Source organism: Arthrobacter sp. 2MCAF15, from assembly GCF_052115605.1.
Classification (GTDB): Bacteria; Actinomycetota; Actinomycetes; order Actinomycetales; family Micrococcaceae; genus Arthrobacter.
Genome location: NZ_JBFRGZ010000017.1, coordinates 1 through 20,937, shown reverse-complemented (window position 1 = coordinate 20,937; position 20,937 = coordinate 1). Strand labels below are relative to the sequence as shown.

16 protein-coding genes and 2 riboswitches are annotated in these 20,937 nt (G+C 66.9%); of the genes, 11 read left to right on the top strand and 5 right to left on the bottom strand.

The features are described 5' to 3' along the window. The first annotated feature begins 238 nt into the window (after positions 1–238). From AB4089_RS17530 to AB4089_RS17520, 3 genes are all read left to right on the top strand, one after another. A complete protein-coding gene (locus AB4089_RS17530) occupies positions 239–889 on the top strand; it encodes an MBL fold metallo-hydrolase (protein WP_441410551.1) in 651 nt (216 codons plus the stop codon). 343 nt (positions 890–1,232) lie between these two features. After that, positions 1,233–1,652: a YciI family protein gene (locus AB4089_RS17525; RefSeq protein WP_441410550.1), complete on the top strand. Its 420-nt coding sequence runs from the start codon at positions 1,233–1,235 to the stop codon at positions 1,650–1,652. 35 nt (positions 1,653–1,687) lie between these two features. Next, the gene (locus AB4089_RS17520; RefSeq protein WP_441410549.1) at positions 1,688–2,941 is read left to right on the top strand and encodes an RNA polymerase sigma factor; all 1,254 of its coding nucleotides are present in this window, start codon (positions 1,688–1,690) and stop codon (positions 2,939–2,941) included. A gap of 26 nt (positions 2,942–2,967) precedes the next feature. Here the strand turns inward: AB4089_RS17520 and AB4089_RS17515 are convergent, their stop codons facing one another. Next, complete coding sequence (locus AB4089_RS17515; RefSeq protein ID WP_441410548.1) at positions 2,968–3,669, bottom strand: SCO1664 family protein; 702 nt, start codon at positions 3,667–3,669, stop codon at positions 2,968–2,970. A gap of 34 nt (positions 3,670–3,703) precedes the next feature. Then, on the bottom strand, positions 3,704–4,399 hold the full coding sequence (locus AB4089_RS17510) for an MSMEG_4193 family putative phosphomutase (protein ID WP_441410547.1): 696 nt from the start codon (positions 4,397–4,399) through the stop codon (positions 3,704–3,706). Between the two features lie 199 nt (positions 4,400–4,598). Here AB4089_RS17510 and AB4089_RS17505 point away from each other — a divergent pair, with 199 nt between their 5' ends. From AB4089_RS17505 to AB4089_RS17495, 3 genes are all read left to right on the top strand, one after another. Beyond that, on the top strand, positions 4,599–5,987 hold the full coding sequence (locus tag AB4089_RS17505) for a sigma 54-interacting transcriptional regulator (RefSeq protein WP_441410546.1): 1,389 nt from the start codon (positions 4,599–4,601) through the stop codon (positions 5,985–5,987). Positions 5,988–6,016: 29 nt separating this feature from the next. Beyond that, the gene (locus tag AB4089_RS17500; protein WP_441410545.1) at positions 6,017–8,020 is read left to right on the top strand and encodes a vWA domain-containing protein; all 2,004 of its coding nucleotides are present in this window, start codon (positions 6,017–6,019) and stop codon (positions 8,018–8,020) included. 158 nt (positions 8,021–8,178) lie between these two features. Beyond that, positions 8,179–9,006: an aldo/keto reductase gene (locus tag AB4089_RS17495; protein WP_441410544.1), complete on the top strand. Its 828-nt coding sequence runs from the start codon at positions 8,179–8,181 to the stop codon at positions 9,004–9,006. A gap of 27 nt (positions 9,007–9,033) precedes the next feature. Here AB4089_RS17495 and AB4089_RS17490 read toward each other — a convergent pair whose 3' ends face one another. The 3 genes from AB4089_RS17490 to AB4089_RS17480 form a co-directional block, all read right to left on the bottom strand. Further along, positions 9,034–10,176, bottom strand: a complete 1,143-nt coding sequence (locus AB4089_RS17490; RefSeq protein WP_441410543.1) for an amidohydrolase family protein — start codon at positions 10,174–10,176, stop codon at positions 9,034–9,036. Continuing rightward, on the bottom strand, positions 10,176–11,540 hold the full coding sequence (locus tag AB4089_RS17485) for a glutamine synthetase family protein (protein ID WP_441410542.1): 1,365 nt from the start codon (positions 11,538–11,540) through the stop codon (positions 10,176–10,178). The genes AB4089_RS17490 and AB4089_RS17485 overlap by 1 nt, the downstream gene beginning before the upstream one ends. Before the next feature lie 170 nt (positions 11,541–11,710). After that, positions 11,711–12,523 (bottom strand): SDR family NAD(P)-dependent oxidoreductase, encoded by an 813-nt coding sequence (locus AB4089_RS17480; RefSeq protein WP_441410541.1) that lies wholly within the window; start codon positions 12,521–12,523, stop codon positions 11,711–11,713. 935 nt (positions 12,524–13,458) lie between these two features. Here AB4089_RS17480 and AB4089_RS17475 point away from each other — a divergent pair. The 5 genes from AB4089_RS17475 to gcvH all read left to right on the top strand — a co-directional run bounded on the left by AB4089_RS17475 (position 13,459) and on the right by gcvH (position 20,905). Further along, the gene (locus tag AB4089_RS17475; protein ID WP_441410540.1) at positions 13,459–14,844 is read left to right on the top strand and encodes an MFS transporter; all 1,386 of its coding nucleotides are present in this window, start codon (positions 13,459–13,461) and stop codon (positions 14,842–14,844) included. Next, positions 14,841–15,644, top strand: coding sequence for a putative hydro-lyase (locus AB4089_RS17470; RefSeq protein WP_441410539.1), 804 nt, complete (start codon positions 14,841–14,843; stop codon positions 15,642–15,644). The genes AB4089_RS17475 and AB4089_RS17470 overlap by 4 nt, the downstream gene beginning before the upstream one ends. Positions 15,645–16,169: 525 nt before the next feature. Beyond that, positions 16,170–16,267: riboswitch (glycine riboswitch) on the top strand. A 1-nt stretch (position 16,268) separates the two neighbouring features. Continuing rightward, a riboswitch (glycine riboswitch) is annotated at positions 16,269–16,374 on the top strand. Positions 16,375–16,411: 37 nt separating this feature from the next. Beyond that, the gene (gene gcvP, locus AB4089_RS17465) at positions 16,412–19,303 is read left to right on the top strand and encodes an aminomethyl-transferring glycine dehydrogenase (protein ID WP_441410538.1); all 2,892 of its coding nucleotides are present in this window, start codon (positions 16,412–16,414) and stop codon (positions 19,301–19,303) included. A gap of 9 nt (positions 19,304–19,312) precedes the next feature. Continuing rightward, positions 19,313–20,461, top strand: a complete 1,149-nt coding sequence (gene gcvT, locus AB4089_RS17460; RefSeq protein WP_441410537.1) for a glycine cleavage system aminomethyltransferase GcvT — start codon at positions 19,313–19,315, stop codon at positions 20,459–20,461. A gap of 60 nt (positions 20,462–20,521) precedes the next feature. Beyond that, positions 20,522–20,905, top strand: coding sequence for a glycine cleavage system protein GcvH (gene gcvH / locus AB4089_RS17455; protein ID WP_441410536.1), 384 nt, complete (start codon positions 20,522–20,524; stop codon positions 20,903–20,905). The last annotated feature ends 32 nt before the right edge of the window (positions 20,906–20,937 follow it).

The window sequence follows — 20,937 nt, the reverse complement described above, 5'->3', positions numbered from 1 at the left end:
TGGCTCTTCCTGTGGCGGGCATGTCTCAAGTGGGGAGACACGTCGGATCTCCATTGAGTCTACGAAAGTGCTGCCCTTCCTGCTGGACAGGGCCCGTGTCGGGAAGTGCGGCCCATAAAATCACGACGCAGGCGTGGCGTTCGGCTGCCGCTGGCGGGTGACGGTTCACCCAAAGCCTTGACGTTTGTGCGTGCTATGCCGATATTGAGGGGACTGAGTCACCTTCGGGAGGATGAACATGGCTAACGTCCGGTCATTTGTGGAACCAGTTGTTCAGCAAATTCATCTGCCTGCAGGAATTGCCGGGCCGGACGAGCTCACTTTGGACGTGCGCTGCTTTCTCGTCGGGGTCTCCACCGGGCTGATCTTGATCGACGCCGGGCTGAAGGGAAGCGCCGCGGAGATCGAACTGGCACTGCAGCGAGTCGGCGCCCAATGGTCCGATATCACCGACGTCGTCCTTACCCATTCACACCCAGACCATGTCGGCGGATTGGATGAGGTCACATCGAGGACCCCGGGAGCCGAGGTCTGGGCCGGCGCGCCTGAGGTCCAGGCGATCTCCTCGGCTGTCCCGCTGCGGCCACTTTCGGAGGGGGACAATGTCCGGGGACTTCGGGTCATCGAGACACCCGGGCACACGAAGGGTCATATCGGCCTGCTCCACGAGGACGAGGGAGTGTTGTTCGTTGGGGACGCGGTGGGCGCGATGGAAGGCGTAGTGGCGCGGCCGCCCGCACCTTTCACTGCGGACGCGGCGCAGGCGGAGCTCTCGCTGCGGAAGCTCAGCGAACTGGTGCCGAGAAGGATCCTGTTCTCGCACGGAGCTGAGGTCCCCGACCCAGTTGCCCAACTCCGTGAGCTGGTTTCCCGCGGGGCCGGGACTTAGGACGGCTGTAGCGCCCGGACGGTAGCCCAGAATCTCGACGACGGCGGGAAGTCCCGCCGTCGTCGGATCTAGATCCACCCGATCAGGGGACGCCGCTTCTTCAGCGGGCGGATCCGCGACAGCGACGCCGATATAGCCCGGCTGATGGCGTATCAGTAAGGCGCAGCAGCAAGGCAGGGGACCGGCCCATGACAATTCGCCGCAACCTGGATGCCGCCGGCAAGCCGCGAGTTGCCATGCGCCGCGCCAAATGAATTTCCGGCCCGTGTCGATTTTCCCTCGCGCTGTTCGACCTGTGGGTGAGAAGGTCGGAGGGCGACTTTCCACAACCTAGGAGATTGAAATGGCAAAGTACATGTTGATCATGCGCGGCACCGATGAGTCGTACGCCAACTTCGAGAAGGCCGACTTCAACGAAATGCTTGAGATCATGGGCAAATTCAATGACGAATTGATCCGCTCCGGCGTCCTGTTGGCGGCCGAGGGCCTGGACGATCCCAAGGAGGGCGTCGTGGTGGACTTTACCGGCGACACCCCGGTGGTCACTGACGGCCCCTACGGCGAGACCAAGGAGCTGTTCGGCGGCTACTACATCCTCGACGTCGCATCTAAGCAGGAAGCCATCGAGTGGGCGAAACGGGCCCCCATGACGGCGGGCACCAAGACCGAGATCCGCCGGGTACCCTCCATCGACGAGTTCCCGCAGGACAATGAATGGATCCAGAAGGAACGCGCCTGGCGCGAGCAGACCGGCCAGGTCTGAACCAGCCAACCCGGACTGCCCAGCCCAAAACAGCAGTGAGCAGCAACGCGGCAAGGGCCGCCGTCGAAGCGGTGTGGCGCATGGAGTCCGCCCGCATCGTCGGCGCCCTTGCCCGTTACACTGGCGATTTCCCGTTGGCCGAAGACCTGGCACAGGAGGCGCTCGCCGAGGCCCTCGTGTCCTGGTCGGTGAATGGGATTCCCGCCGAACCGGTGGGCTGGCTGCTGACCACCGGCAGGCGCCGGGCGGTGGACACCTTCCGGCGGCGTGCCGCCCGGGACGAAAAATACGCCCTGCTGGCCCGGGACCTTTCGGAGGCGGAACCGGGCGCGGATTCGCTGTTCAACCCCGACGCGATCGACGACGACGTGCTGGCCCTGATGTTCATCTCCTGCCATCCCGTCTTGTCCAGGGAAGCGCGGATCGCGTTGACCCTGCGCGTGGTGGGCGGCATGGGCACCGACGAGATCGCGAAGGCGTTCCTGGTTCCGGTGCCGACCATCCAGGCACGCATCACCCGGGCCAAGAAGACTTTGGCCGCTGCCCACGTTCCGTTTGCCGTGCCGGAAACGCGCGAAGTCCCCGAACGGCTTGGCTCGGTGCTCCAGGTCGTGTACCTGATTTTCACGGAGGGTTCCTTCGCGTCAGGCGGTGAATCCTGGATGCGCACGGACTTGGCAGGCGAAGCGCGCCGCCTGGCCAGGGTGCTCACGCGGCTGGCGCCCGAACCCGAGGTGTTCGGCCTGCTTGCCCTGATGGAACTGACGGCCGCGCGCTTCCCCGCGAGGCTCGATACCTCCGGCCGCCCGGTCCTTCTGGAGGACCAGGATCGACGGTTGTGGGACCAGTCGGCGATCCGGCGCGGCCGTGCCGCACTGGCGAAGGCCGCGGGGGCCGGCCGCGGGCTCGGCGCCTACGGGCTGCAGGCCTCCATCGCCGAATGCCACGCGGTGGCCCCCTCGGTCGCGGAAACGGACTGGCAGCGGATCGTCATCCTCTATGAGGCCTTGGGGCGGCTGGCGCCGTCGCCGGTGGTCGAACTGAACCGCGCGGTGGCGGTGGCCATGGCATCGGGCCCGGGCGCCGGGCTGGAACTGGTCGACGCGATCGCATCCCGGGGCGAACTCAACGGCTCGCACCTGCTGCCTGCCGTCAGGGGCGAGTTATTGACCCGGCTCGGCCGCCGCGGGGAGGCGCGATCCGCCCTGCAGCAGGCCGTCGCGCTGTGCACCAACGCGGCCGAACGCGCCGCGCTGGAACGAAAGATCGGCGAGCTGACCCGGCAGTAGGGCAGGGGCAGCCCGCGGGAGGTTGCCTAAACCAGCGGCCACGGATAGCGCATGCCGGTGCGGTCCACCGGCAGCGCCCGGGTGCGCAGCAGGCGCTGCACGCGGTGCTGCAAGGCGGTGACCTCCCCGTCGTCGAGAAGTTCAGTCAACTCGGGAGGTACCGCCTCCGCGAGCGGGGCAATGTCCTCGAGCAGGGCATCCGGGATGGGTTCGCCCGCGAAGTCCCAGATCACGGTGCGTAGTTTGAAACCTGCCGAGAAGCACAACCCGTGGTCGATGCCCCACACCCGCCCGTTGTCACCGCGCAGCACGTGCCCGCTCTTGCGGTCGGTGTTGTTGGCGACGTAGTCGAACAGTGCGATCTGCGCCAGGTCGCGGTGGGTCTCGGGGGCGTCGGCGTACAGGGTGAAGTAGTGCTCGCGGAAGTCGCACTCGATAAACCACTGCAGCGAACCGATCCCCAACGGGGCTTCCTCCCGGATCACAGTCGGCGGCACGAGTCCCCACGCCAGGGACTCGCTGAGCAGATAGGCCGCGCGTTCCCGCCGGTACAGCCCCGGCTCGAAATCGGACAGCGGCTGTTCCCCGGCCTCCGGCTTGTAGACCGCCCAAGCGGAGTCGTCACCGCAGGAAACCTGGACGAGGAATGTCTCGTTGCTGCTGCGCGGGAGGCGTCCGAGCAGCTCGACGCTGCCCTCGGCCAGCAGCGTCAGCTCCCGGCCGGACACCGTCTGCCCCGATTCACCGTCAGCCCCAGTTTCATCACGGCCCCCTCAGCCCGCTGAGGGGTTCCGACGTCGAATTCACCATGAGCACGGCGGGTGCCTGGCCCTCCACAAATGAAATAGCCGACACTGACCCCGGGCTGATGACGATCCGCTGGAAGAGGTCCAGGTGCGTGCCCAGGGCGTGGGCGACGGCGGCCTTGATGGGATCGGCGTGGGAGAAGCACACCACCACGCCGCCGGCATGGGCAGCGCACAGGGCCTCGAGGGCTCCGACGATCCGCGCCTGCATCTGGGTGAAGCTCTCGCCGTTCGGGAAGCGGAAGGAGGAGGGGCTGTGCTGCACGGTCTGCCACTGCGGGAGACCAGCCAGTTCGGCGAGGGAGGCGCCGGTCCACTCGCCGAAGTCGCATTCGAGCAGGCCGGCGTCCTGCTTCACTTCAAGGCCCGCGCGGGCTGCTGTGGGCTCCGCCGTCTCCATAGCGCGCTCGAGCGGCGAGGAATAGACGGCATCGACGGACAAACCGGCGAGACGCTCGGCGACCCGTTCAGCCTGGGCCCGGCCCAAGTCGGAAAGATGCAGTCCCGGGGCCCGCCCCGGGAGGACTTTGCCGGTGGTCGGCGTCTCCCCGTGGCGCACCAGAAGGAGGATCGTGCCCCGAGACTCCGATGAGGGTCCCGACGGCGGTCCGGATGGTGGCGCCGATGGTGCCGGCGGCATTGCAGCAGTCATCAGGTCTAAGCGTAGCGGCAGGGGTCCCCGCCCGAGCTTGCGAGGGGTGGGGCAGCCGCGTAGCGGTAGCGGCAGGGGTCCCCGCCCGAGCTTGCGAGGGGTGGGGCAGCCGCGCAGCGGTAGCGGCAGATGCAACCAATGCTCGGGAACCGGAAGAAATCCCTCGATTCCCCGCACAGTCGAGGACTACCGTAGAGGAGTGAGTGATCGCCCCGATATCTTCACTGTTGGTGAATTGCGTGCCTCCGGCCACGTTCATAAAGACCTGCGCCGCGAAATCCGCGACAACCTGCTCGCCGCGCTCGCCGCGGGCCGCGATCCCTGGCCCGGTCTGTTCGGGTTCAGCCGGACCGTCCTTCCCCAGCTCGAACGTGCCCTCATCGCCGGGCACGACATCGTCCTGCTCGGCGAGCGGGGACAGGGCAAGACGCGGCTCCTGCGCACCCTGGCCGGGCTGCTGGACGAGTGGTCGCCCGTGATCGAGGAATCGGAACTGAACGAACACCCGTACGAACCGATCACGGAACACTCCCGCGCCCGCGTCCTCACCGAGGGAGACCGGCTCCGCGTGGCGTGGCGCCACCGCTCGGAACGCTACGTCGAAAAACTCGCGACGCCGGACACCTCCGTCGCGGACCTGATCGGCGACGTCGACCCGATGCGGGTGGCCGAGGGCCGCCGCCTCGGCGACCCGGAAACCATCCACTACGGCCTGGTCCCGCGCTCCAACCGCGGGATCATCGCCATCAACGAGCTGCCCGACCTCGCCGAGCGGATCCAGGTCTCGATGCTCAACGTGATGGAGGAACGCGACATCCAGATCCGCGGCTACGTGCTGCGGCTGCCGCTGGACGTACTGGTGGTCGCGTCCGCCAACCCGGAGGACTACACCAACCGCGGCCGGATCATCACGCCCCTGCGGGACCGCTTCGGTGCCGAAATCCGCACGCACTACCCGATAGAGCTCGACGACGAGGTCGCCGTCATCCGCCAGGAGGGGCAGCTGGTGGCCAGCGTCCCGCCCGTCATCCTCGAGATCCTGGCCCGCTACACCCGGGCACTCCGGCAGTCTCCCGCGGTCAACCAGACCTCCGGGGTTTCCGCCCGGTTCGGCATCGCGGGTGCCGAAACCGTCGCCGCGGCGGCCCTGCGCCGTGCCAGCGTCCGCGGCGAGGACGAGGCCGTCGCCAGGATCATCGACCTGGAGGCCGCCGTGGACGTCCTCACGGGAAAGATTGAATTCGAGTCAGGCGAGGAAGGCCGTGAACAGGCCGTCCTGGACCACCTTCTGCGCACAGCCACCGCAGAAGCCGTGCGGGCGCACTTCCAGGGCCTCGACATGGGTCCGCTGGTGGCCGCTCTCGACGGCCACACCACGGTGACCACCGGGGAACTGGTCACGGCGCGGGAGTTCCTCCACAACCTTCCGAACCTAAACGGGTCCCGCCTGTACGAGGAAGTCAGTGAGCGCCTGGGCGCGAAAAACGACGGGCAGCGCGCCGCCGCCGTCGAACTTGCGCTGGAAGGCCTCTACCTCGCCCGGCGGATCTCCAAGGATTCCGACGACGAAGAAACGATCTACGGCTAGCAGTCCAAAGTTTAGGGACAGGAGGGCCCATGAGCGCGCACAACCGGTCCAGGTACGGCAGGTACGCCGGAGGGCCGGATCCGCTCGCCCCGCCGGTGGACCTGGCGGAGGCGCTCGACGCAGTCGCCGAGGACGTCATGGCAGGCTACTCGCCCCGGCACGCCCTGCAGGAGTTTCTCCGGCGCGGCGGCCGTAGCCGGGAGGGCCTCGACGACCTCGCCAGCCGCGTCCAGCAGCGCCGGAATGAACTGCTCAGCCGCCACCGGCTGGACGGCACCCTCAGCGAAGTCCAGAAGCTGCTCGACACGGCCGTCCTGGAGGAACGCAAGCAGCTCGCCCGCGACGCCATGATGGACAACACCGACCGCGCCATCCGGGAGATGCAGCTGCAGAACCTGCCCCGCTCCACGGCGGCAGCGGTCAACGAACTCGCCTCCTATGACTGGCAGTCCAGCACCGCGCGGGAGGCCTACGAGCGGATCAAGGATCTGCTGGGCCGCGAACTCCTTGACCAGCGGTTCGCCGGCATGAAGGAAGCACTCGAGAGCGCCACCGATGAGGACCGCGCGGCCGTGAGCGAAATGCTGCGCGACCTTAACGAGCTCCTCGGCAAACACCGGCGCGGCGAGGATACTGATGCGGACTTCCAGGGTTTCATGGCCCGGCATGGCCACTTCTTTCCGGAGAATCCACAATCCGTCGAGGAGCTGGTGGACGCGCTGGCCCAGCGCGCCGCCGCCGCCCAGCGGCTCCTGCGCTCCATGTCCGCCGAGCAGCGCGACGAACTGATGCGGCTCTCCGCCCAGGCATTCGGCTCGCCCGATCTCATGGCCGAGCTCGACCAGCTCGACGACAGCCTGCGCGCCTTGCGACCCGGTGAGGACTGGACCGGCTCCGAACGCTTCGACGGCGAGGAAGGACTCGGGCTCGGCGACGGCACCGGGGTGCTCCAGGACATCGCCGAACTCGACGAGCTGGCCGAACAGCTCTCCCAGTCCTATAGCGGCTCAAGCCTCGACGATCTGGACCTGGACGCGCTGGCCCGCCAGCTGGGACAGAACGCCGCCGTGACGGCCCGCACCCTCGCGGAGATCGAGCGGGCAATGCAGGACGGCGGCTACCTCCGGCGCGGGGCGGACGGGGATCTCCGGTTGTCGCCCCAGGCCATGCGGCGGCTCGGCAGGTCGCTGCTGCGGGACACCGCCAAGCAACTCTCCGGCCGGCAGGGGCGCCGGGACACGCGCGTCGCCGGGGCGGCCGGGGAACAGACCGGTTCCAGCCGGCAGTGGGAGTTCGGCGACGCCGAGCCGTGGGACGTCACTCGGACCATGACCAATGCGATCCGCCGCACTATCGCCGACGGCGGTGATCCGGGCCGCGGACTGCGCCTCGCCGTGGGGGACATCGAGGTGACGGAGACGGAGGCGCGCACGCAGGCCGCCGTCGTCCTGCTGGCGGATGTGTCCTTCTCGATGGCCGCCGAGGGACGCTGGGTGCCCATGAAACGCACCGCCCTCGCCCTGCACCACCTCGTCTCCACCCGGTTCCGCGGCGACCGGCTGCAGCTGATCACGTTCGGCCGCTACGCGCAGACCATGGACATCGGCGAGCTAACGGCCCTGCCGGCCCTGCGGGAGCAGGGCACCAACCTGCACCACGGACTGCTGCTGGCCGGCCGCTTCTTCCGCCAGCACCCGTCCATGCAGCCCGTCCTCCTGGTGGTGACCGACGGCGAACCCACCGCCCACCTGCTGGCCGACGGCGAGTCCTGGTTCTGCTATCCGCCGGACCCGGAGACCATCCGCGTCACGGTCGCCGAGCTGGACCGCCTGGGGCGTGCCGGCACGCAGGCCACGTTCTTCCGGCTGGGCGAGGACCCCGGCCTGGAACGGTTTGTCCAGCGCCTGGTCCGCCGCATCGACGGCCGGGTGGTGGCGCCCGAGACCGGGGACCTGGGGGCTGCCGTGGTGGGGGAGTACCTCCGCGCCCACTTCCGGGGGCGCCCCTACGACGACGCCGACTGGGCTGAATAGCGGGGCTGAACGGCGGCCCGTGGTCGAAAGTAGTTGCTTGCGCGCTATATATCTTTGTGCAACAATAAACACAGCGCTTGCAATTACTAGCGTGCGCGCCCTACTTCGTCGGCTGGCCACCGACGTCCCCGTCACCCGATCTGACTTCAGGAGAAACCATGACCGCCATTCCCACCGTCACGCTCAATAACGGGGTCCAGATGCCGCAGCTCGGTTTCGGTGTCTTCCAGGTGTCCGACGACGACACCACCGCCGCGGTCAGCGCGGCTCTCGCCGCCGGCTACCGGAGCATCGATACCGCCGCGATCTACGGCAACGAGGCCGGCACCGGCCGTGCGCTGGCGGAATCCGGGATTGCCCGCGACGAATTGTTCATCACCTCCAAGCTTTGGATCGAAGATCTCGGCTACGACGCCACCCTCGCGGCCTACGAGTCCAGCCTGGACAAGCTCGGCCTGGACTACCTTGACCTGTACCTGATCCACTGGCCCGCTCCCGGGCTGGGCAAATACGCGGACTCCTGGCTGGCCCTGGAGAAGCTGCTGGCCGACGGCCAGGTCCGGGCGATCGGCGTTTCCAATTTCCTGCCCGAACACCTGCAGACGCTCATCGACCTCGGCGGTACGGTGCCGGCGGTCAACCAGGTGGAGCTGCACCCGGCCCTGCAGCAGCGGGATATCGGTGCCTTCAACGCCGCCTACGGAATCGCCACCGAGGCCTGGAGCCCGCTGGCCCAGGGAGCCCTCCTCGAGGATCCGGCCATCCTTGATATCGCGTCCCGGCACGGCCGGAGCCCGGCGCAGGTGATCCTGCGCTGGCACCTGCAGCAGGGACGGATCATCATTCCCAAATCGGTCACGCCGTCGCGGATCAGCGACAACCTGGACGTGTTCGGCTTCGATCTGTCCGCGGATGAGCTGGCCGTTGTGGACGGACTCGAACGGGACGGCCGCACCGGCCCGCACCCGGCCGAATTCAACGGCTAGCCAAGCTAGACACCGGACGGCGGCTGCTCAGGGGAGCGCGTACACGCGGCGGGCGTTCTCGCGCGCGACGAGTTGCACGATCCTGCGGGCGTCTGCCTCCGAACAGTCGTCGTCGTCGATCCATCCGCCTACTACCTTGGCGATTGCGTTGCGCCACAGCCTCGCCCCGAGGTAGTGAAGTTCGGCCGGGCCGAGGGCGTCGGAGGAGTACAGGATCCTGGTGAAGGGGGCCAGTTCGAAGGAGCGGGCCACCAGATCCCGGCTCCGTGACCCGGTGTAGTTCACGGCGAGGCCCACGTCGATGTAGACGTTCTCAAAGGCATGGGCCAGGTAGCCTGCTTCGCGCTCGAACGGATAGCAGTGGAGCAGCATGATGGGTGTGTCCCGGACTTCGGCGGACCGGAGAAAGTCCAGGAGGTACAGGGGATTGGTCTTGTGGAGGTCCAGGTCTCGGTCGCCGAATCCGACATGGAACTGCACGGGAAGCTTCATCGACACGGCCGTATGGATCCCGTGGGCAATGAGTGTCACGTCGGTGAGCCTCGCCTTGGTGCCGGCGCGCGGGGTCTGCTGCCAGCGGCGGGCTGCCTCAGTGACCGCCGCCGGTGCTGGCCGGTTGAGGTCCTGGTCGAATCCTGCCCGGTAGGCGAGAACGGTTTTGACGCCCACGGCGGTGCGCGTGAGTTCGTGGAGCCGCTGGCCGAACTCGTCGACGTAGTCTGCCGGGTTGGCAATCTCCCGGATCAGCGACTCGGCGAGCAGTTCCAGCCGAACGATCTCGTGGGTGCGCGCGCCGGAGACCTCGGCCATGCCGGCCATGCCGAGGTAGTCAGCGGCGTCCAGTCCTGTGTCGATCAGCCAGTCGCTCACCCCGGCAGCGCGGGTCATACGCCGGCTGACCTCGAGTTCTCCTAGCTCGGCGCGCCGGCTCCAGTACTCCGCCGGTGAGGCGTGCCGGGGCAGATCAAGAATGCCGCTGCACCAGCGCCGGATGGCGAGCCCGATTTGTGTGTTGTAGGCGTCCCCGGGGTTGGCCAGTGGTTCGGTGTTCCCTTCGTTCAGCGAGTTCTGAAAGCGTGCCTCATCACCGTCGGCGTGAAACGCGCCATGCACGTGGTGATCGACGAGGCTGACGTGTTCGACAAAGTCCGGGAAGTCACCGCCCGCCATCAGATCGACCAGGCAAGTCGAAAGCGTTCGGCGAGCTCGTCCGGCGTGAGTTCGGCTGCGATGCGCTGTTCGTAGCGCCGGACAGCCACCGTGGCGTCGACGACGGCGTCTCCGAGAAGCCTGCGGGCAAGGCTTGAGTTGTCCAGGGTGTCGATGATGGCGGCGGGGGAGTTTGAGAGCAGCCGGACGTTTGCCTGGTGCCGTTCGTTTTCCGAAAGCCGTCCGGGGTCACCCGGGATCTCTGCCGGAAGCCCGCTTTTGCCGCGGATGCCGTCAAGGGCGAGGGCAAGGATGGCTGCGGAGGCCAGATACACGTTCGCCGACGGGTCGACGATTTTCACCTCGACGTTGGCTCCGTGCGGATTGCCCTGGCCCTCGTTCAGAAAGCGCACCGAGGCTTCCCGGTTTTCCAGGCCCCAGCACAAGTAGGCACCCGACCACGTGCCGGGCGCCAACCGGCTTCCGGACAAAACTGACCCCGTGAGGAAACCCTGGACATCCGGGAGCCCTGCGATGATTCCGCCAATGGCAGCGCCTCCCTCGGCGGAGATGCCGTGCGGTCCGCTGCCGCCGGAGAACAGCGGCACTCCGTTCCTTCGGAGCGAAAAGTGCTGGTGGGCGCCGTTTCCAACGCTGCCGGGAAAGGGCGACGGCGAGAACGAGGCCATCATGCCGTGGGCCCTGGCGACGATGCCCACGATAATCCTGGCAAGGACCACCGTGTCCGCGGACTGGACCGGCGGGGCCGGGGGAAGGGAAAACTCGAACTGGTTCCTGCCGTACTCGGCGTGAAGCTGCTCCAGGGGAAGCCCGGCCTGGTTCAGCGCTGAGAGCAGGTCATCGAGGAATTCCGATCGGTCCAGGAGGCCGGTTGCCCCGTACGGAACCCAGGGCGCGGTTTCCAGCGCTGCACCATCCGGGGCGACGAGAAAGAATTCCAGTTCGTGGCCCACGAGCGCCTGGTACCCGGCCTCGACCAGGCTGCCCTCGACGTCGGCCAGGCAACCGCGGGCACAGGCCGGAGAGGCGGCTCCATCCTGTTCGAAAAGGCGGGCCGGTGCCCATGCCCGGCCGCCGGGCAGGACACGGAGTCCCGCGATGTCGATCTTCAGGCGCATATCGCCGACCGTGGTGATGCTGTCCGTGAACGCTATCCCGCCGTCGATGGTGAAGACATGCCAGACGGGGGCGGCGCCCATCCCGGATTCGTGGAAGATTTTGAGCCGCGCCAGCGGAACGCTCTTGGCCAGCGTGATGCCCGAAGCATTCACCACCGTGCCGATCACGGTGCGGACGCCGGCAGCTTCGAGTTCGCGGTGGGCTTTCGCAACGGCGGATTCGTCGGCTGATGCGATGGGGGTCATGCGCCTATCATGCGGCCGCTCCTCATCCAATGAAAGGCTCACCCAATGAAAGACGCCCCCTCTGCACTGGGATCGCACCCGGGCACGGGTTTCCGGCCACCAGCCCGAGGCCCGTGCGGCTCCCCGGGAACCCGACGGCGGCACGTCCCGCCGTCGTCCACCCCAGCTGCCTAGATGTCCGCAAGCGTCAGCGCCGGCGGCGATTTTCCGTCGATGTCCAGGACGCCGAACTCCTTTGCCACCGCAGCGGCGATGAGCACCTGGCCGGTCCGCGTCATCAGGTCCGGATCATGGAACAGCGCATTGATCACCCGGCCGATGAACTCGGGGCTTTCGCTGGTCGAGAGATCGAATGCACCGCTTTCCGCCGCGGCCAGGACCGCCTCGGTGCGGACCAGGCCGGGGTAGAGCGAGATGACCGGAATGTCGAACGGTCTGAGCTCGACGGCCATGTCGGAGGTCATCTTGTCGGTGGCCGCTTTGGCGATGCCGTAGATCGTGTTGCCGAGGTGGCGCTGCGCGGCCCAGAAGCTGATGTTGACGATCAGGCCGCGGTGCCGCGGCGTCATCATGCGCGCCGCGTGCGCCGAACACACAAATGCGGCGCGGACTCCGGCGTCCATCATGCCGGTCCAGCGATGCGGCGCCTGCTCCCAGAACGGTGCCGGCCACGTGAACGCGCCGCCTTCGATCATCTTCTCGTACCCGCCCCAGGCGCAATTGACCAGCAGGTCGAGGCGGCCGCCCTCGGTCCGGATCGTGTCGAACACGTGCGCGGTCTCGTCATCGTTGAGATGGTCGCAGCGCAGGCGCACGATCTCCCGCGGGAGGTCCGCCTGCTCGATCGACCGGCCCGTGCCATAAACCCGGAACCCCGCGGCCTGAAGGGCAAGCGCGATGCCCCGGCCGACACCGCGGCTCGCGCCGGTCACCAGCGCAACGCCACCCGTTGGCGCGTCACTGCGTTCGCGTTCGCTGGTCATGCCAAGCGGCCCCCGCTTACATTTCGTCCCGTGATCCCCATGATAGGCCGGGCCCGGCGCCTGGTGCCCGCGACTTTCTCGGGCCCAGCACCCGGAGGCGGCCCTATCTAAATACGCACCCTTCGGGTTTACTGGGCCGCAAGGCTGACACGCAAAACATGGAGGGGGGAACCATGCGGTCCAAAGGAACATGGCAAATCGCAGCGGGCTCGATATTGCTGGTGGCCACGTTGTTCACGCTGCCGATGCCACTGGTTGAGGTGTTCTCGGGCAGCGCCGGACAGGGTGCGGCGGCTGTGTTCGTCCTGGGACTCGCGCTTCTAGCCGCTGGCCTCGGTTTGGTCGCCGTGGGTCTGTACAAGCGATCGCGGAACCTGAAGACGGCGCGCAGTTACGACACCAGGGAGCCCACCTCCTCCGACGAGGACCGGCCGACCAATCCTCATTCGATGCCCCATAGCTATGCCGCCCTTCCGCCTCCGGGGTAGACACTCCCAGCTCAAGAAACCAGAACCTCAAGAAACTCAGAACCACAAAAAATAAGACGACGACGGCGGGTGGTCCCGCCGTCGCCGTTCATGCAGCCCTGAAACCAGCACAGCCGCGGTGCCCTGAGAACGCGGCCTGAGGCCTTGAGGCAGCGCTTCGGCGCCTTAAATCCGGCTATACCCGGTGGCTGCCGCGACGAGCGCAACACCCTCGACCCCTTGACGATGTGACCTGCGTCGCGTAAATTGTTCAACAATTCGGATTGTTCAACAATCCAACAATTGATCCTAATAATTGAACGCAGTCCCGACTTCCGCAGCCCATCACGGTAGCCGCACACGCACCCGAAGGTCCCGACCCGCATCGCCGCAGGCCCGGACCGAAAAGGCGCACCAACACCAGCCGCCCGCACTTGGCTGACATCCCCACTCTTCATGGAGGTACACATGGCCGCTTCATCCGTAACGGCCCCCGCTGACCCGAAGCCCTTTGTAGGGCGCAAGGGCATGTACAAGGCATTCGCGGCCAGCCTGACCGGAACCGCACTGGAGTTCTATGACTTCGCTGTCTACTCCGCCGCGGCTGCGATCGTTTTCCCGCTGATCTTCTTCCCGGCCTCGGACCCTGTCACGGGCACCCTGTTGGCCTTCTCCACCTACGCCGTGGGCTACATTTCCCGGCCCGTCGGCGGCATCATCTTCGGTCGGCTCGGCGACGAGATCGGCCGCAAGAAGATCCTGGTCATCACGCTCATGCTGATCGGCGCCGCCACGTTCCTCATCGGCCTGCTGCCCACGTACGGCAGCATCGGCATCATTGCCCCCGCCATCCTGGTCTTCCTTCGCTTCGCGCAGGGTGTCGGCGTCGGCGGCGAGTGGGGCGGGGCAGTGCTGCTCTCCAGTGAATTCGGTGACCCGAACCGCCGCGGCTTCTGGGCATCCGCCGCGCAGATCGGCCCGCCCGCCGGCAACCTGATGGCCAACGGCGTGCTTGCCGTCCTGACCATGGCCCTGTCCGAAGAGGATTTCCTGAACTTCGGCTGGCGAATCGCCTTCCTGATCTCGGCCCTGCTGGTGGCCTTCGGGCTCTGGATCCGGCTCAAGCTTGAAGACACCCCCATCTTCAAGGCCATGGAAGCCAAAGGAGACAAGCCCAAGTCCCCCATCCGCGAAGTCCTGGCAACCCAGCGCCGCCCCCTCATCGCAGCCATGCTCAGCCGCATCGGCCCGGACGTCCTCTACGCTTTGTGCACCGTCTTCATGCTCACCTACGGCATTCAGAAACTTGGCTTCGACCGCGGCCAAGTGCTGGTGGCCGTCCTGATCGGTTCGGCACTCCAGATTTTCACCATGCCGCTCGCCGGGGCCATCTCCGACCACATCAACCGCCGGCTGGTCTACGCAATCGCCGCAGTGGCCGCCGCCGTCTGGGGGTACCTGTTCTTCATCGTCCTCGAAGGTCGGTCCCCGGTCATGCTGATCGTGGGAACGGTGCTGGGCCTGCTCTGCCACTCGTTTATGTACGGACCCCAGGCGGCCTTCGTTGTTGAACAGTTCTCGCCGCGGCTCCGCTCCACCGGCAGTTCGCTGGCCTACACCTTCGCCGGAATCATCGGTGGCGCTATCGCACCGTTCATGTTCACCCTCCTGCTGAGCACCTTCAACAGCTGGGTCCCGGTTGCCATCTACCTCAGCGTTGCCTGCCTCCTGACCCTGGTGGGCCTGGCCCTGGGCCGGGACTCCGACGTTGCCGAGGACCAGGAGTACCTGCAGCCTTCAACTGAGCTGGTGGAAAATGATCCGGCTGTAAATGAGCTGGTGGAGGCCCGATGAACCAGGCCAACGCACACCTGGCACCCTCCGATGCGCGCCTGAAGTTCCGCAACGGCCTGGTCACCCCCACCTCCGGATGGGGCGATGGCTACACCCAGGCAAACCTGATAGCGGTGACGGCGGACTACGCCGACGAATTCATCGAATTCTGCCGGCTCAACCCCAAAGCCTGCCCCGTCATCGACGTCATCCCGGCGGGACAGTACGGGAGCGTCCTCGCCGCGGGGGCGGACATCCGCACTGACATCCCGGCCTACCGGGTGTGGGTGGACGGCGAACTTGCCGATGAAGTCACGGACGTCGCATCGGTCTGGCGTGATGACATGGTGGGCGTCCTCATTGGCTGCAGTTTCACCTTCGAAGCCGCGCTCGCCAGCGCGGGCGTCCCGCTCCGGCACACCGAAACCGGCCGCAACGTCCCCATGTACCGCACGAACATCGAGTGCACCCCTGCCGGACGAATCCACGGACCGATGGTCGTCTCCATGCGCCCGATGCCGCCCGAACTGGTCGAAACGGCCATCAGGGTGACGTCGGAGGTGCCCAAGGTTCACGGCAGCCCGGTTCACGTCGGGACGCCCGGGGACCTCGGCATTGCCGACATCAACCGTCCCGACTTCGGCGATGCGGTGGAGATCCGGCCGGGGGAAGTGCCGGTTTTCTGGGCCTGCGGCGTGACACCGCAGAGCGCAGTGATGGCATCCAGGCCAGCCTTCGCCATCAGCCACGCCCCCGGACACATGTTCATCACTGATGTTCCCGAAAGCACCTACCGGGAACGGCCAGGAGCGTCATCGTGAAGAAGAGATTTCCCGTAGCCGAGAAACGGGCACGCAGGATCATCAAACTCTCAGCGCCGCGGCGTCAAGCCACGGGCACCCACTGCGAACTGACCGGAGTCTGGCAGAGCCCGGCCGGAGCGAGCATCTCGATGCACGAGGGCCAGCTCCTCCCGAGTGATGCCGGCCGGCCGTGTGTCTGGACGTACGCGGGCCAACCGGCAAGCAAGGCCGATTCCGGGGCCGCCCGGTGGGCAGCTCCGGAGTATCACAGACTGTAAGGGCACCAAACGGCAAGCGGACGACGGCGGGACTTTTCCGCCGTCGTCCGCTTCCGGCGACTCCGGTGCCGTGCCGTACCTCCGAGGCTCGGCATTCGGCCTCCACGAACCTCCCCGGCCGGCGGACTAGTTGGCCTAGCCTCGCGGACGCGGACCGGCCTGCGGTTGTTATCGTCAAACAACGCCTCATACGGACCCACCTCTTGCAACCGGCCCCTGCAACAAGTAACGTGTGAGCCGTGTCACCCACCAGTGGCACAGCTTATGATCTGCGGCGGGAGAGTCCTGCCGGTACGTTCAGCAGGCGCCGTAGGAGCAAATCCTCCCCAGGAATCTCTCAGGCCCACGTACCGCCGCGGCAAGGCAACTCTGGAAAGCAGTCCGGGAAACCGGGCTCACCGACGGTGCAAGTGGCGCCTGCTAACAGCAGGCAACGCGGAAACTCTCAGGTCCAATACAGAGCGGGGAGGAACCCGAATCATCGTGGCACTCTGTGCCACCTGAATTATGGAGTTCCTCATGACGATTCAGTCGTCCCCGTCCACGTTCGCAGACCGCCATATCGGTGCGCGCCGCCAAACAGACATCGACACCATGCTCAAGGCCGTCGGCTACGACAGCGTAGACGGCCTCGTAGACAATGCACTCCCCGCTTCCATTCGCCAGGAAAAGCCGCTCAGCCTGGACAGCGCCCTCAGCGAAGTTCAGGTGCTGGCCGAACTGCGCAAGCTGGCTTCCAAGAACAAGACCGCCGTGCAGATGATCGGCCAGGGCTATTACGACACCGTCACGCCGCCGGTCATCCGCCGCAACATCCTCGAGGCCCCCGCCTGGTACACGGCCTACACGCCCTACCAGCCGGAGATCTCCCAGGGCCGGCTCGAGGCGCTGCTGAACTTCCAGACCATGGTCCAGGACCTCACCGCGCTGCCGGTCGCCAACGCGTCCCTCCTCGACGAGGCCACCGCCGTCGCCGAAGCCGTGCTCCTGATGCGCAGGGCAAATAAGTCCGCAGGACAGAACGCAGGTGCCCGCGACGGCAAGACGGTCCTGGACGCCGACTGCCTCCCGCAGACCATCGCCATTGTGCGGGGCCGCGCCGACGCATTGGGCTTCGAGGTCGAGGTCGCCGACCTCTCCCAGGGACTGCCCGCCGGGGACATCAACGGCGTCGTCCTGCAGCAGCCGGGCGTTTCCGGCCGGGTGTGGGACCAGTCCGCCGTGATCGCAGAGGCCAAAGGCCGCGGCGCCCTGGTCACCGTGGCAGCGGACCTTCTGGCCCTGACCTTGATCACCCCTCCGGGCGAGCAGGGCGCGGACATCGCCGTCGGTTCCACGCAGCGCCTTGGCGTGCCGCTGTTCTTCGGCGGCCCGCACGCCGCCTACATGGCGGTCCGCGAGGGCATGGAACGCACGCTCCCCGGCCGCATCGTGGGCGTCTCCAAAGATAACGCCGGCGTCCCCGCCTACCGCCTGGCCCTGCAGACCCGCGAGCAGCATATCCGCCGGGAGAAGGCCACCTCGAACATCTGCACCGCGCAGGCGCTGCTGGCCATCGTGTCCTCGTTCTACGCCGTCTACCATGGCCCGGACGGGCTGAAGGCGATCGCCGAGACCGTCCACAACAACGCCCGCGCCCTCGCCGCCACGCTGAAGATCGTCGGCCGCGAACTGGCGAGCGACTCCTTCTTCGACACCCTCACGGTCCGCGTGCCCGGCAAGGCCGCCAAGGTCATCGCCGCCGCCGAGGCCCGCGGCATCAACCTGCGGCTCATCGACGCGGACACAGTTGGCGTGTCAGTCGATGAAACCACGACGCCGGAGGTCCTTTCCGCGGTGGTTGTCGCCTTTGGCGCCGGTCCGGTGGTGGAGGCCAAGGGCTTCGAGCTGCCCGAGGGTGTGCTGCGCACCTCCGACTTCCTGCAGCACCCGGTCTTCAACACGCACCGTTCCGAAACGCAGCTGCTGCGCTACATCCGCAAGCTCTCGGACCGCGACCTTGCCCTGGACCGGACCATGATCCCGCTGGGTTCGTGCACCATGAAGCTGAACGCAACGGCCGAGATGGAAGCCATCTCCTGGCCGGAGTTCGCCTCCATCCACCCCTTCGCGCCGGACTCCCAGACCGAGGGGTGGCGGGAACTCATCAGCGGCCTCGAAGCTGACCTTGCTGAAATCACGGGCTACGACCAGGTCTCGATCCAGCCCAACGCCGGATCCCAGGGCGAACTCGCCGGCCTGCTGGCCATCCGCGGCTACCACCTCTCCCGCGGTGACGCCCAGCGCAACGTCTGCCTGATCCCGGCCTCCGCCCACGGCACCAACGCGGCCTCGGCCGTGCTCGCCGGCATGAAGGTCGTCGTCGTGGCCACCGCCTCCGACGGCACGATCGACCACACGGACCTCAACGCCAAGATCGAGGCCAACAAGGACGCCCTGTCCGCCATCATGATCACCTACCCCTCCACCCACGGGGTGTACGACGCCGACGTCCGCGAGGTGTGCGACTCCGTGCATGCGGCCGGCGGGCAGGTCTACGTCGACGGCGCCAACCTGAATGCGCTCGTCGGCCTGGCCCAGCCGGGCCAGTTCGGCGGCGATGTCTCGCACCTGAACCTGCACAAGACCTTCTGCATCCCGCACGGCGGCGGCGGACCCGGCGTCGGCCCGGTCGCGGCCAAGGCCCACCTGGCACCGTTCATGCCGGGGGACGCGAACAAAGCGGCGCACAACGCCGGCGCTGTCGAACCGGGAACCGGCGTTGCGATCTCTGCCTCCCGGTACGGGTCCGCCGGCGTCCTGCCGATTTCCTGGGCGTACGTGAAGCTCATGGGCGCCCAGGGCCTGACCGAGGCCACCAAGTCGGCGCTGCTGGCAGCGAACTACATCGCGGCCCGCCTGAACGAGTTCTTCCCGGTCCTGTACACGGGCGAGGGCGGCCTCGTGGCGCACGAGTGCATCCTGGACCTGCGCGAACTGACGGCCAGGACCGGCGTGACCGCCGAGGACGTGGCCAAGCGCCTGATCGACTTCGGCTTCCACGCCCCCACGCTGTCCTTCCCCGTTGCGGGCACCCTCATGGTGGAGCCCACCGAGTCCGAGGACCTCGCGGAGATCGACCGGTTCATCGACGCGATGATCACCATCCACGCCGAGATCGAGCAGGTCGCCGCCGGGGACTTCACCCTGGAGGATTCCCCGCTGCGCAACGCACCGCACACGGCTGCCGCGGTGGTCTCCTCGGACTGGGCCCGCAAGTACCCGCGCGAGCAGGCTGCGTTCCCCGTCCACACGCTCAGGCAGGACAAGTACTTCCCTCCGGTCGGCCGGATCGACGGCGCTGCCGGGGACCGCAACCTGGTCTGCTCCTGCCCGCCGCTTTCCGAATTCGAAAACTAAGGATTCCCGATGACCGAGAACTACACAGCACTTTACGAAGAGCACAAGAAGGCCGGCGCCTCCTTCACCGACTTCGGCGGCTGGCAGATGCCGCTGAAGTACTCCTCCGAGTTGGCCGAGCACCACGCCGTGCGCAACGCCGCCGGCCTGTTCGACCTCTCCCACATGGGCGAAGTCTGGGTCACCGGTCCGGACGCCGCAGCCTTCCTGGACTACGCCCTTGCCGGAAAGCTGTCGGCAGTCGCCGTCGGCAAGGCCAAGTACTCGCTGATCTGCCAGGAAGACGGCGGCATCATCGATGACCTGATCTCCTACCGCCGTGGCGAGCAGAAGTACCTCGTGGTCCCCAACGCCGGCAACGCCGTGGTGGTCTCCGCAGCACTGGCCGAACGGGCTGGTTCTGCCCAAGAAGGCGGGTTCGACGTTAAGGTGGAGGACGTTTCCGCCGAGACGTCCCTGATCGCCGTCCAGGGACCGAACGCGGAAGCCATCCTGCTGGCGCTGGTCCCGGCGGAGCAGCACTCGCTGGTCACGGAGCTGAAGTACTACGCCGCCGTCGAGGTCCCGTTCATGTTCGGCGGCGCCAGCCGGGATCTCCTCCTGGCCCGTACCGGGTACACCGGCGAGGACGGCTTCGAGATCTACGTGCCGAACGAGGACGCAGCGGCCCTGTGGGAGGCGTTGCTGGAAGCCGGTGCAGGCCACGGGCTCATCCCCGCCGGCCTGGCCTGCCGGGACTCGCTGCGCCTGGAAGCCGGCATGCCGCTCTACGGCAACGAGCTCTCCCGCGAAGGCAACCCCTACGCGGCGGGCCTGGGTCCGGTTGTCTCGCTCGCCAAGGAATCGGACTTCATCGGAAAAGCTGCCCTGAGCGAACTCAAGGCAGCCGGCGCCGGCTCCACCACCGGCCGCAAGCTGGTGGGCCTCAAGGGCCTGGGGCGCCGCGCGGGCCGCGGGCACTACCCGGTCCTCAAAGACGGCAACGTCGTCGGCGAAGTCACCTCCGGCCAGCCCAGCCCCACGCTCGGTTACCCGATCGCCATGGCCTACGTCGATGTCGAGTTCACCGAGCCCGGCACCGCACTGGACATCGACCTGCGCGGCAAGGCCGAGCCGTTCGAAGTCGTGGCACTGCCGTTCTACAAGCGGGACAAGTAAGTCCCTTCGGGACCGACATCCACTAAAGATTCTTAGTCAGACGAGATTTGAGGAATTGAAATGAGCAAAGTAGTTGCTGAACTGAAGTACTCCGCGGAACACGAGTGGGTTGCCGCCGACGGATCGGGCCCTGCGGGGATTGGCATTTCGGCCGTGGCTGCCGACGCCCTGGGCGACATTGTGTACGTGGACCTGCCCGAGGTCGGTTCGACGGTGACGGCGGGGGAGACCTGCGGCGAGGTGGAGTCGACCAAGTCCGTTTCGGACCTGTATGCCCCGGTCACGGGCGAGGTCACCGAAATCAACTCCGCCGTCGTCGATGACCCGGCGCTGATCAACAGCGATCCCTACGGGGCCGGCTGGCTGTTCAAGGTCGCCGTGACCGGGGAGGGTCCGCTGCTGTCGGCGCAGGAGTACGCGTCCAAGAACGGTGGCGAACTGTGAGCGCCGCGATGTCCAGCACAACTTTTGAGCAG

Excerpts from the sequence above, each read along its gene's own strand:
- AB4089_RS17495 (WP_441410544.1), top strand. The coding sequence starts at position 8,179 with ATGACCGCCATTCCCACCGTCACGCTCAATAACGGGGTCCAGATGCCG.
- AB4089_RS17475 (WP_441410540.1), top strand. The coding sequence starts at position 13,459 with ATGGCCGCTTCATCCGTAACGGCCCCCGCTGACCCGAAGCCCTTTGTA.
- AB4089_RS17525 (WP_441410550.1), top strand. The coding sequence starts at position 1,233 with ATGGCAAAGTACATGTTGATCATGCGCGGCACCGATGAGTCGTACGCC.
- gcvH (WP_441410536.1), top strand. The coding sequence starts at position 20,522 with ATGAGCAAAGTAGTTGCTGAACTGAAGTACTCCGCGGAACACGAGTGG.
- AB4089_RS17485 (WP_441410542.1), bottom strand. The coding sequence starts at position 11,540 with ATGACCCCCATCGCATCAGCCGACGAATCCGCCGTTGCGAAAGCCCAC.
- AB4089_RS17530 (WP_441410551.1), top strand. The coding sequence starts at position 239 with ATGGCTAACGTCCGGTCATTTGTGGAACCAGTTGTTCAGCAAATTCAT.
- AB4089_RS17490 (WP_441410543.1), bottom strand. The coding sequence starts at position 10,176 with ATGGCGGGCGGTGACTTCCCGGACTTTGTCGAACACGTCAGCCTCGTC.
- gcvT (WP_441410537.1), top strand. The coding sequence starts at position 19,313 with ATGACCGAGAACTACACAGCACTTTACGAAGAGCACAAGAAGGCCGGC.
- AB4089_RS17500 (WP_441410545.1), top strand. The coding sequence starts at position 6,017 with ATGAGCGCGCACAACCGGTCCAGGTACGGCAGGTACGCCGGAGGGCCG.
- AB4089_RS17510 (WP_441410547.1), bottom strand. The coding sequence starts at position 4,399 with ATGACTGCTGCAATGCCGCCGGCACCATCGGCGCCACCATCCGGACCG.
- AB4089_RS17470 (WP_441410539.1), top strand. The coding sequence starts at position 14,841 with ATGAACCAGGCCAACGCACACCTGGCACCCTCCGATGCGCGCCTGAAG.
- gcvP (WP_441410538.1), top strand. The coding sequence starts at position 16,412 with ATGGAGTTCCTCATGACGATTCAGTCGTCCCCGTCCACGTTCGCAGAC.
- AB4089_RS17480 (WP_441410541.1), bottom strand. The coding sequence starts at position 12,523 with ATGACCAGCGAACGCGAACGCAGTGACGCGCCAACGGGTGGCGTTGCG.